The sequence below is a fragment of the Moorena sp. genome, assembly GCF_982860115.1.
The window spans coordinates 1-11,588 of record NZ_CEYLVT010000236.1 but is presented as its reverse complement, the minus strand read 5'-3'; the positions used below and the strand labels follow the sequence as shown (position 1 = coordinate 11,588).

11 protein-coding genes and 1 pseudogene are annotated in these 11,588 nt (G+C 39.0%); 10 read left to right on the top strand and 2 right to left on the bottom strand.

Annotation, left to right across the window (positions count from 1 at the left end; all coding sequences use genetic code 11):
* The first annotated feature begins 62 nt into the window (after nt 1-62).
* The 7 genes from AC4II3_RS27340 (at nt 63) to AC4II3_RS27310 (ending at nt 7,716) form a co-directional block, all read left to right on the top strand.
* On the top strand, nt 63-1,223 hold the full coding sequence (locus tag AC4II3_RS27340; protein WP_488013942.1) for a phosphotransferase family protein: 1,161 nt from the start codon (nt 63-65) through the stop codon (nt 1,221-1,223).
* Between the two features lie 255 nt (nt 1,224-1,478).
* Nucleotides 1,479-2,591, top strand: a complete 1,113-nt coding sequence (locus tag AC4II3_RS27335; protein ID WP_488013940.1) for a T3SS effector HopA1 family protein — start codon at nt 1,479-1,481, stop codon at nt 2,589-2,591.
* A 394-nt stretch (nt 2,592-2,985) separates the two neighbouring features.
* Nucleotides 2,986-3,240: a hypothetical protein gene (locus tag AC4II3_RS27330; RefSeq protein WP_488013938.1), complete on the top strand. Its 255-nt coding sequence runs from the start codon at nt 2,986-2,988 to the stop codon at nt 3,238-3,240.
* A gap of 167 nt (nt 3,241-3,407) precedes the next feature.
* Nucleotides 3,408-3,593: a hypothetical protein gene (locus tag AC4II3_RS27325; protein WP_488029453.1), complete on the top strand. Its 186-nt coding sequence runs from the start codon at nt 3,408-3,410 to the stop codon at nt 3,591-3,593.
* A 467-nt stretch (nt 3,594-4,060) separates the two neighbouring features.
* Entirely contained in the window at nt 4,061-5,212 is a 1,152-nt protein-coding gene (locus AC4II3_RS27320) for a phosphotransferase family protein (protein ID WP_488013936.1), read from the top strand.
* A gap of 55 nt (nt 5,213-5,267) precedes the next feature.
* Nucleotides 5,268-6,389, top strand: coding sequence for a T3SS effector HopA1 family protein (locus AC4II3_RS27315; protein WP_488013934.1), 1,122 nt, complete (start codon nt 5,268-5,270; stop codon nt 6,387-6,389).
* A 310-nt stretch (nt 6,390-6,699) separates the two neighbouring features.
* Entirely contained in the window at nt 6,700-7,716 is a 1,017-nt protein-coding gene (locus AC4II3_RS27310; protein ID WP_488013932.1) for a hypothetical protein, read from the top strand.
* Between the two features lie 230 nt (nt 7,717-7,946).
* On the opposite strand, the pseudogene AC4II3_RS27305 reads toward AC4II3_RS27310, so the two are convergent.
* A pseudogene (locus AC4II3_RS27305) lies at nt 7,947-8,273 on the bottom strand (peptidylprolyl isomerase); the annotation flags it as partial.
* A 259-nt stretch (nt 8,274-8,532) separates the two neighbouring features.
* Nucleotides 8,533-8,733: a hypothetical protein gene (locus tag AC4II3_RS27300; protein ID WP_488013930.1), complete on the bottom strand. Its 201-nt coding sequence runs from the start codon at nt 8,731-8,733 to the stop codon at nt 8,533-8,535.
* An 895-nt stretch (nt 8,734-9,628) separates the two neighbouring features.
* Here AC4II3_RS27300 and AC4II3_RS27295 point away from each other — a divergent pair.
* The 3 genes from AC4II3_RS27295 to AC4II3_RS27285 all read left to right on the top strand — a co-directional run bounded on the left by AC4II3_RS27295 (nt 9,629) and on the right by AC4II3_RS27285 (nt 11,118).
* Nucleotides 9,629-9,844, top strand: coding sequence for a hypothetical protein (locus tag AC4II3_RS27295; RefSeq protein WP_488013928.1), 216 nt, complete (start codon nt 9,629-9,631; stop codon nt 9,842-9,844).
* 594 nt (nt 9,845-10,438) lie between these two features.
* The gene (locus AC4II3_RS27290; RefSeq protein ID WP_488013926.1) at nt 10,439-10,687 is read left to right on the top strand and encodes a hypothetical protein; all 249 of its coding nucleotides are present in this window, start codon (nt 10,439-10,441) and stop codon (nt 10,685-10,687) included.
* A gap of 212 nt (nt 10,688-10,899) precedes the next feature.
* Nucleotides 10,900-11,118: a hypothetical protein gene (locus AC4II3_RS27285; RefSeq protein WP_488013924.1), complete on the top strand. Its 219-nt coding sequence runs from the start codon at nt 10,900-10,902 to the stop codon at nt 11,116-11,118.
* Nucleotides 11,119-11,588 lie beyond the last annotated feature (470 nt).

Genomic DNA, 11,588 nt, shown 5'->3' with positions numbered 1-11,588 from the left:
TTAGGGGTGGGTTCCGATTCCCGATTCCCGATTCCCGATTCCCGATTCCCGATTCTCTAATTATGACATTCATATTAAACTCTCATAATGTTTTTGACTATCTAGCTCCTCGTGGTTTATGCAATCCTTCCGAGCAAGATCTCAGTAAAATTGAGCCACTGGAAGCCAAGAACTTTAACTTATTGCTGACCTTTCCAGATGGTAATAAGCTGCTCGTAAAGCAGGAGCGACATAACCAGGAAGGGAAAGCCGCTGGTGAGTTTTTGAATGAATGGCGAATTCAAGAATTCTTACAGCAATTTCCAGAACTTGCTAACCTCCGCTCTTTGATACCAGAGGTGTTGCATTTTGATGGTGAGAATTCCATTATGGTTTTCCGCTATCTCGATGACTATCGGGATTTAATGGATTTCTACGCCAAAGAAAATATCTTTCCTCCAGAGGTTGCTACCACCATCGGCACCCTTTTAGGAAAAATCCATCATCATACATTTAATCGTAAAGACTATCAAGATTTTTTCTGTACCGAAACCGATAATCAAACCACTGAGCAAGTGCCTAGATTAGTTAATGGTTTAGAACGAATTGGTCCGGAGATTTTTGGTTCGGTACCTGCTGACGGGCTGAAATTCTTTGCCCTTTATCAACGATACGATAGTTTAGGGCAAGCGATCGCACAACTAGGCAATGCTTTTGCCCCCTGCTGTCTGACCCACAATGACCTAAAGCTAAATAATATCCTTCTGCACCACGATTGGGAGCATGAGAGTACCAGCATGGTCAGGTTAATTGATTGGGAGCGCTGTAGTTGGGGAGACCCTGGGTTTGATTTAGGAACACTGATCAGCAGCTATGTCCAAATCTGGCTGAGTAGCCTGGTGATCAGTAAATCTTTAAGTATTGAAGAATCCCTAGGTTTAGCCATGACCCCCTTGGAACAGCTCCAGCCTTCCATTGCTGCCCTAACCAAAGGGTATTTTGAAACCTTTCCAGAAATTTTAGAACACCGACCTGATTTCTTGCGGACAGTAGTGCAATTTACCGGTTTTGGTTTGATTCAACGGATTCGGGCGATGATTGAGTACCAAAAATCCTTTGGTAATGCCGGGATTGCCATGCTCCAGGTTGCCAAGACCTTATTGTGTCGTCCAGAACAATCCATGCCCACGATTTTTGGCCCTGCTATTGCTGAATTAATCCAACTCAGTCCTTCCACTGTTTAAGATATAGCAATTCTCAGCGACGTTTGAGCGACATTGCTTATCCCTTTAAGGCAAAAGGCAATAGGCATGCTAGCAATAGTAAAGAGGGTTTTGAGGGAATCAGTGTCAAAGAAGACTGTATCTCATAACTGCGATCAACGCTATATAGCATTTCCAATAACATCAAAAACTCTTCAGAAGTCTTTCCTACTACTCCCTACTCCCTACTCCCGACTCCCGACTCCCGACTCCCTACTCCCGACTCCCGACCAAACTATGATCCAACTACTTGATTCTACAGCAATTCAACCATCCCCCATCGCCAATCAGGAATTACTAGACGTTCTAAACGATATTGTTAACAAAGTAAAAATCCAATCAGACTTCTCGATTCACCATTCAGATTACAAACCGTTGGAAATTCCAGCCGAAGCTGTGGAACGTTTTCAACGGATGCCCGAAGATATGCAGCAAAAATATATCAGTCTGCAACTGCGGAGTTTTCTCTATGGTATTTATTACAACGGCTCAATGCGAAATGCTCTCGCACCGGAAGCAGATACTGAAGCTGCGCCACTAGACCTGGAAAACAATACCATCCTGGGAGTAGATGTAGGATTTTATCAGCGACTGCACGACAGCAATAGTGGCAAAGGCTACTTTGAACCTGGTTGGTCTGTTCTCAGAGAAGAAAGTGATGGCACTTTGGCTGTCACTAAGGGAGGATTGAGGCTGCATATTGAACGGGAGCAGCATCTGCCAGGATCCCAGCAATCTGCCACCGTGGGGGATTCAGTAGCAATCCGTATGCCTAAGAATTTGGTGCAAAATGGCTTTTATATGGCCGTTGGCAATCTAGAAGCACATCGTCTGCAAACAGACCAGTCAGTCACTGTGCGAATTTACTTCAACTTTACTCCTGACGGTGCAGTTGCCGTAATGGGTAGCTTAACCCAACAGCTGAACGAAATCGAAATTCCGTTCCACTTTAAAGTTTTGTACAATCCCAAGGACTACGAACGGCACGATTCGGGGGTACTCTACTTTGATAAGTGTCACTATGAAGCTGTTGAGGGAGTTTTAAAGACTGTTTATACAGAGCACCAATCCCATTTTCAGCCAGAGGTTCCATTATTTACCATGGAGCTAGCACCAGGATTGGGGTTAGCAGAAGAACCAGACCAAAAATTTGCTGAACAGGAAAGCTTTGGCATGAATCGCTGTCAGATTGTGGCCAATGGGTTGTTAGACGCTTGGCATCAAGGGGATGATTCCACTGACGGCAGGATGAAAGCTATCCTTGGACAATTTTCTAGGCTGGGGATTGACTTACAGCGTGTTTATCTGAATGCCAATTCTGAAGATATTTATCAGTGTTTAGATATCTAGCAATTATCATTACGAGTTAGGGACACAGGATTTTTTACTACTTCCCCTCTCCCTGCTCCGTTCGCTTTCGGCTTTGCCGAAAGCGTGGCCCACGGCCTTAGCTCCCTAAAACCTAAGTAGAAAATAATTTTAGTCTTTTAGTCCAAGAAGAGTCTTGGGCTATTTTTTATGCTTTTTCTCAGTTCCACTAGTTGGATAGACATAACTAGTTTAGTTTATTAACGAAATTAGAGAGAAGTTAATTCTAAAACTACTGGGAAATATCATTAATAGTTAAATAATTAGCCTTTCATAACTTAATTCTAGGTTTAGACTATCAAATTGCTTTTATTGTTTAGACAAAACTATTACTTTTTTAAGATTAATACTCTAGACATGATAAATTAATTTGACTATGATTAAAACAGGAACAAAAAAACTAATAATTTATTCCTCAAAAACACCAAACATTAATTATTGGAGAAAAACTCAAATGGCTAAAATAAAAGTTAATGACATCAAACCTGCTGGGACTGAATTGTTTGCAGATTCTCAAAATTTTCTAACCGATTTAACTGACAGCGAACTTGATATTATGGGTGGTCTCCATTTAGCTGCTGGTTCGGGATGTAATTCAGGATTACTCTGCTGTATTACTAGAAAAGCCTAGGATTTCCAAGCACTAGAAAAACAGCTTGGGATAAGTAAGCTTTTGAGCCATGCTATTCCAAAAAAGACGGGGTCGATTGACAGGTTAATTTAGGATTCAAACAGGAATAAAAAAATACTAATTTATTCCTGGTAAAAAACACATATTAATTATTGGAGAAAACTACAATGGCTGACATCAAAATTAAAGACATCAAACCTGCTGGGACTGAATTGTTTGCAGATTCTCAAACTTTTCTAACCGATTTAACTGACAGCGAACTTGATATTATGGGTGGTAGTGTTGCAGCTGCCTTGGATGCTAAGTCGGGATGCAATTCAGGATTCCTCTGCTGTATTACTAGAAAAGCCTAGGATTTCCAAGCACTAGAAAAACAGCTTGGGGTAAGCTTTTGAGCCATGCTATTCCAAAAAAGATGGGGTCGATTGACAGGTTAATTAACGCCTCTATTTGCTTACGCCAAGTCTTGAAAGCTAATTGTTTCCTTGGTCAAGTTCAATTGGGATGGCCATCGCTGGCTCCATATTATCAAAGACTTATCAACTGAAACCCTTAGCAAATAAAGCTTGCAGGCGACTTGTTACGCCCTCAGATAAAAGCCTAAAGTCTCATGATAAAAAGAAGTGCTAATTAATTTAGCACTTCTTTTTATCCCACATTCCGCACTTCATTTGTTAAGATTCCAAATAGTATGTAGAATCTGAGTAGCTTGGCCAGTTCATTGACTATAAATACTTAGATTTTTTAGGTATTAGCGATTGTCAATATAATCAAAATACGAACGGAAGTTTAATAGCAACATTTTTAGGAGATTATTCCTATGGAATTAGTGTTAAATAATAAAAATGTTTTAGAGTATTTAGATAGGAACAAAATTTGTAAACAAGAAGAACTACAATTTAGCAAAATTGAAGTAAAATCTGCTCAAAAAAATAATTTATTAGTGAGCTTTTCAGACGGGCGTAAACTTTTATTTAAACAAGAAACTCGCAATCATGAAGGTAAAAATAATGGCTATTTTTTGAATGAATGGAAAATCCAAGAATTGGTAAAGAGATTTACAGCACTCAGCAAAATTAAAATATTATTACCGGAGATCATCCATTTTAATGCTAGTCATTCGATTCTTATTGTTAACTACCTTAATGACTATCGTGATTTGACAGATTTATACATCAAAGAAAATCTCTTTCCGAGTGCGATCGCTAGCTTAGTAGGAAGTATTATAGGTCAAATTCATCGCCAAACTTTTAAATGTCAGGAATACCAGGAGTTTTTTTCTCAAGCTTCTAAATCTGTACCTGTTCAAAATGCTTTCAACACTTTTCACGAGTTAAAACGGATTGACCCTGAAGTTTTTAGTCTGTTTCCTGCTGAAGGTTTAAAATTCTTTGTTCTATATCAGCGCTATGATACTCTTGGGCAGGCAATAGCTGAACTGGCGACTGCTTTTTGTCCGTGTTGTCTGACGCACAACGACCTTAAGCTGAAGAATATTTTATTGCATGTTGATTGGGAGCAAGCCCTCTTAAAAAACGAACTTGCTACTAATGGTATCATTCGCTTAATAGATTGGAAACGTGCTGGTTGGGGAGATCCTGCCTTTGATTTGGGAATGCTCATCGCTGGGTACCTGCAAATTTGGCTAAGTAGCTTGGTTATCAATACAGCAATAGATATTGAAGATTCTTTGCGCCTTGCAGCAATACCTCTGGAGCAAATTCAACCTTCTCTTACAGGTCTAACTAATGCTTATGTCGATAACTTTCCCGACATTTTAGACCATCGTCCCGACTTTTTATGCCGAGTGGTTCAATATTCTGGTTTGGGCTTGATTCACCAAATTCAGGCAATGATTCAGTACCAAAAAACCTTTGGAAATCTTGGTATTTGTATGCTTCAGGTTGCCAAGACTTTGTTATGTTCTCCAGAACAATCAATGTCCACGGTTTTTGGTAAAGCATCTGTGTAAATAACTCAGTAAAATTATTATAAGTTTTTAAATATTTAGTCAAAAAAAAATAATTATGTTACTACTAGATTCTGCTACAAATCAAGATTTAGATTGTATTCCCAATGAGTTATTATTCACTCTGAAAGATATTGTCAATAAAGTTCAAATCAATTCCTACTTCTCTATTGGCCATCCAGACTATAAACCCTTAGAAATTCCTAATCAGTTGGTAGGGCGTTTTCAAAAAATGCCATTGAACCTTCAAAGTAAATATCTTAATAAGCAACTGCAAAGCTTTGTCTATGACATTTACTATAATGGATCATTGCGAACTTCCCTAACACTAGATGTCAATTCAGCTAATTTTTCACTTCACCAAAACCTAGAAAATAATACATGGTTAGAGGTTAATACGGAATTTGTGCTGCGATTGCACGAAAGTAATGTTGGGCAAGGCTATTTTAACCCAGGTTGGCATATACTCAGACAAGAGAATGATGGCACTCTGGCAGTGAAAAAAGATGCTTTAACCCTACATGTTGAACGAGATCGCCATTTGCAACCAGCAGAACACTCTGCAACTATAGGTGAGGAGGTGTCCATTCGTTTGCCCCGCAATTTGCTGCAAAATGGCTTCTATGTGGCAATGAGTAATCTTGGAGGAGTAATTCCCGGAAATTCAGCCGATGATTCGACAACTGTAGGAATTTATTTTAACTTCAGTTCCGAAGGCGCTGTTGCGTTGATGAATGAAATTACTCAGCAACTGAACGAAATTACAATTCCCTTTTCCTTCAAAGTACTATACAACCCTTCTGATTATGGACGCTACGACTCAGGTATTCTCTACTTCAATAGAAAAAACTATCAAGCAGTATGGCAACTTATTAAAAAACTATATACAAAAAATATACTTTATTTTGGCATAAAAATACCTCTATTTACTAAATTGCTTGCTCCTGGATTGGGTTTAGCAGAGGAACCAGATTGCAAATTTTTTCCCCAAGAAAATTTTGGGATGAACCGCTCTCAAATTATTGCTCTTGGATTGCTGGAAGCTTGGCAAAAAGGAAATGTCTCTCCACAAGATCGCATGGCATCTATTCTGAAGCACTTTGCCATGTTTGGAGTTAGTTTGCAGCGTCCCTATCTCAATAAAAATTCCGAAGATATATATAGCCCGTTGGACTGCTAGATTTGAAATTAAAGTGAATTTATTGTATCGCTTTTAGATTAATTGATATGGTAAAATAATGCTTAATTTAAAGAATTTATATCTATAATTTTTAACCGAATTAATAAGAGTAATTTATCATCAATAAAAGTATAATTAACTAGTTCTTCTATCTAGTTGATTATAAAATCTGCGTTTTAGCTTATTTCATTACTACTTGATGATGATGAGACACTCCCGAGTCCATCATATGTCTCCTTGTACTGACTGATAAATGTTTACTGTCCGCTGAATCAAACAGAACATTTTTAATCTAATTTTTTGCTCTCCGATGTCTAATTCATACAGCAAACTTATCGAAACTGCTCTCAAAAATTGCCAACGGGGTTCCAAAAAACCCATACAGCAGTCACCGAGGAATCTTGACAGTTCCTTGAACCAAAACCTTTTCAAGCTTATAGAGGTTCGCTTACCAGTCACAGACATTTTCCTGATGCGTTGGTGTCAGGATGCTCTTCATCAAGCTCTAGTTGCTAGCCGTCGCGGACAACTCCAGATGGCTGAACAGCTCTTTGCAAAGGCATACACCCCTCTCCAATCAGATACACTCTCAACTGAAGGTAGTTTGATTTGCCAGTCTTTTCACCAGGTAGCAGAAGCTTACCTTAATTATCGGCAGGGTGATTTTATACAAGCTCGTAGTAGACTGTTTGAGGGGTTAGCTATCGATGTGCTTTTGGAGGAAAAATATGGGTACGAGCTTCTTTGTCTACATCGCCTGCAAATAGCACTTCATATTGTGCGTATCGACGTACGTAACCATTGCTTAGAGCAGGCTATTGACCTTGCTTCCCAACTTTTAAATTACCTCGAAGGAGCATTAGAAGTTTTATCACTCCCAGGTTCTTGGGAATCTAAGTTTTTGAATCTTGTACCACCAGAACTTACCGCAATGTTCTTTGCACAAATAAGCGAACAAGTCGCTCTTGCCTTAGCCGGTAAAAACCGCGATATTGCTCGTGATTTGTTTGCAGTTGTCCCCAATCGTATACAGTTACAAGCAGATGGTAATAACCACTGCAACCCCCGTTCTCACGCCTGGTTCAGGATCAAACAAGCATTTGTAAATAACGATGTTTCGATTTTTCTAGAAAGAGCATCCCATTTCTTGGCTGAGGGACGCGCCCATACACCATTGCTGTGGTATGCAACAGTTGTAGATTTGGTTACTGTATGTGATGACCTTAACCTTCGAGAGTCGAAGTTGGTAAAGCAAGAAATTGCTTCTGATGCGGTTACATGGGAATACCTACCAAAACCATTTTTATCGCTACTAGGTGTGCATTAAAATAGTGATACTCAGTAGAGGACATTGCTAATTTTGGGTATGATTATGCACTTTTAAAGTCTCCCAAAGTACTGATAGTTAGGGGGCTTTACCAAAACCATACTAAATTCATACTTTAATTCAGCAACGTAAATCTAGTAATCAAGTTAGGATTGCTTGGATTTAATGGTAAAAAAATATTGTAAATTAACGGGGTATAGTTCTCAATAAAACCTGCCTTATTGTGTTTGTTAGCGCGGATTCACATTTAGGTAATTAGTGTCCATTTCCTTAAAAACTTCAACTTCCCCAATCTGTACCTTCAAGCAAGCACTAAACAAATCAGACATAATCTCAGAACGCAACTTCCCATCCAATTCCGATTTAACAATCTCCTCAACCAAAATCAGATGCACTCCCTGAGAACTCACAATCGGCTTAAGCAACTGTGGCGGCTCAGCAGCAACAACAGCAGCAGAAATTTCGGGCTTAAACTCCTGACGCTTAACGATTCCCCGATATCCTCCAGAGCTTGGTAATTCAGTATCCTGGATGTATTCGTGAGCAATCTCATAGAAACTCGTCTCCCCTTAGTCGAACTGGTAGAAAATAATCTTAGTCTTTTAGTCCAAGAGTAGTCTTGGGCTATTTTTTATGGTTTCCATAAGTCCCAAAACAAAAAAAATAGCCGTAGAAATATTATCCACGGCTATTTCAATTCCTTATGTCACAAAATTAGCAAACCTAACCTGCTCTGATCAGATTGGCCAAAGGCCGCGCTACAAAACCAGACCAAAACCTTAGCAAGGGGGGAAACCCCCCCAAACGTTTAAGGTGTTATGGCAACAACCAATACTTGGTTATTGTAGTGATAACTTCCCCTGGAACATCAGTAGGTTCCAGAGGGGTCCATTCCGCAATTTCTGCATAGCCTAGGGAGTAAAGCATCTGCATACTATATATGACTGATTCACGAGAACCTTTGAGAGTGTGTTGAGCAGGTTTTTTCGTGAAGTTTTGGCTGAATTGTTGTGACATAACTCAGAATTGAATTTTGTTTACAATGATTATTGTAATGATTATAATTATAGTTGTCAAGGGTTTTTAAAAAGTTTTTTTTGGGGAGTTTTAGGGTTAATAAAAAAAGGTGAATGATGACATCAATAAATTAGCCAAAAACTCAACAAACTCAAGTAATTCAAGTATGATTCAAACAGAGATTAAAAATTATCACAATTAATTTTTGTTCCCTACTCCCTACTCCCTGCTCCAATGCCTTGGAAGCGATCGCAAACTACTCTGGAATTCTGGATGCTGGGTTTGAGGTCATCCCCGTCGAACCTGGCGAACTGGATACGATCGGAGCCGAGGCAGTTCCTTTGTTAATTTAATCACAATAGGGAAATTGTTGACTGTATCAACCTAGGACGAAAGTGCCTTACCCAATTACTGGTAGAACCTAATCTTAGTCTTGTAGTCCAAGAGTAGTCTTGGGCTATTTTTTATGGTTTTTATCAGCTTCACTAGTTTTGTGGACATAACTGTTTTAGTTGATTCGGTAAATTATAGAGCATATCAATATAGGATTATACTGGGGTTTAAACTATGTAACTTTTAGAGTCATTATGATGTATAAAGAGGTGGCTAAGAGGTTTATATAGTTGCCAGCACTCTCTAAATTTTATGACAAAACTGTTTTGGTTTTAGCACCAATTAACTAAAAAAACTATAGACAGAGTTAATTCAATTAACTATGCTGAAAAAGCAGGGAAAACGCATCTAATTCTCTGAGTACTATATATAGTGTTTTTTCAATTCAATAAACACTAGACAGCATTTTTTATAACTATCAGGTAGACAGGATTTTTTCCCTGAAAACTGCTGTACTAATTGATTCTGATTCAAAAACACAGATTCATTGGAGAAAAATCAAATGGCTAACATCACCATTCTTGACATCAAACCTGCTGGTGTTGACTTGTTTGCTGATTCTGAAAGCTACCTGATCGATTTGTCTGAAAATGAACTCGCAGTTTATGGTGGAATAGTTTGGACCTATTGGATAGGTCAAGCAGCAGCGGCTGCGGTGCGAAGTTCACAACCTTGTGTGGGAGTAGCTGCTGGTATCACCAGAGAAATTATAGACTGAATATTTACTCCTAAGACAAACCTACCAAATCTGTTTCTTAGGAGTTTAATCAAGCAAGCTATGTAGCACTATCAACCAAGCCCTATAATACCGGGTGCATCTCATATTTGTAAAAAAGAAGGAAGGTGTGGGCAGGCGGCGGGGTAATTGTGGTAATTTTTGGCTAATTTCATGCCTTGAGATGCACCATCTAATACCTGACTTTTTCGGGTAAGTTATCAATAACGAAAAATCGTCACTGTTTCCACAGGCTTCTTCTTAATAGCTCTAAACTAGAGTTGAAAATTGATCACGGGGTGACAACAAAGCTCAAACCTAGATAGGTGTTAGGTGTTAGGTTTTAGGTGTTGGGTAAAATGAGGGCGATGAGTCATTTGTATTTCCCAGCAATTGAACCAATTTTCACAAGACTTCGTCAATGATAGTTTTAATCAATCCATCCCGCAAGGGCAATCTTCCCTAAAACCTAACCCCTAAAACCTAACCCCTGTAATATTTTCAATTAGCTTGTCACCCCCTGAGCTCAAATTTAGAGCTATTCGGGCTAGATAGATCTCAAAAATTTGTAAAAATTGAGCTAGGAGAAAATTACAAATGGCTAACATTAAAATTTCCGATCTCAAATCTATTTCCAGTGAGTTATTGTTAGCAGAATCTCACTGCCAAGAACTAACAGAATATGAGCAAGTCAACATTCAAGGAGGTGCCTTGTGGGATTGGGTAAAGAATGCAGTTGGATGGGCAGTAGATCATCTGACTATTTCCACGAAATCCAGTCTTTCTAAGGATGGTGGAATTTTTATTGGGTACAAGGGAACACACGATTTTCCCAACAACATATAGCAAGTCTTTTACCCATGAGGTACAAATTTATGGTTTTTAGGGAGCAGGGAGCAGGGAGCAGCTAAGAGGTAAAAAATAATGTGTACCTCATGAGTAATAGAAACGCTATAAATAGGGATGATGGTGTGAAAACCAGGCTAAAACCGGCTTGGGGTAAGGTTTTTAGCCAATACTTTTTTTTCAAGTTAATTAAATCACAAAGGAGATTTCCAATGTCTACTATCAATATTTCTGACTTACAGCCTACTTCTCCTGAACTTTTTGCAGAATCGAAAAAATTGCTAGAAGTTACCGACAGTGAAGCTAGGAAAACTGCTGGGGGAATTTTTTTTGAACCTTTGGTGATTCAAACAGACAGATGGATTGTAACTTTCTGTCCAGATGGAACCATTTCCCATGGAAGTTCACCTTATTGTCCAAGGCGGCTGTAAATAGAAATTCCTTTTAGGGTTCAGGTTGTGTACAACCGAAAAGACTACGGACGTTAGAATTCAGGGTGTAAGCATTCAGGGGTCAGCTTATTTTATTTAAAAGCACCTCAAGTAGCGCATAGGCTGTTCGCGCAGCGTGAGCTAAAAGCTCACGGCTGACGGCTGTTCGCGCAGCGTGCGCGTAGCGCATATGATTAGGATAATTGCTATATTTATCAGTGTTTGGATATCTAGCAATTTTCATAATTATGAAGTCCACAAAATTTTTTGACAATCCCTGCTACCTACTCCCTAAAACCTAGGTATAAAATAATTTTATCAAGGGGTGACAACAAAGCTCAAACCTAGGCAGGTGTTAGGTGTTAGGTTTTAGGTGTTGGGTTTAATGAGCGCGACTCGTGTTGTTGTAATTCCCAGCAGTTGAAGCAATTTTCACCAATCCAACTGCATAGATAGTTTTAATCAACCAC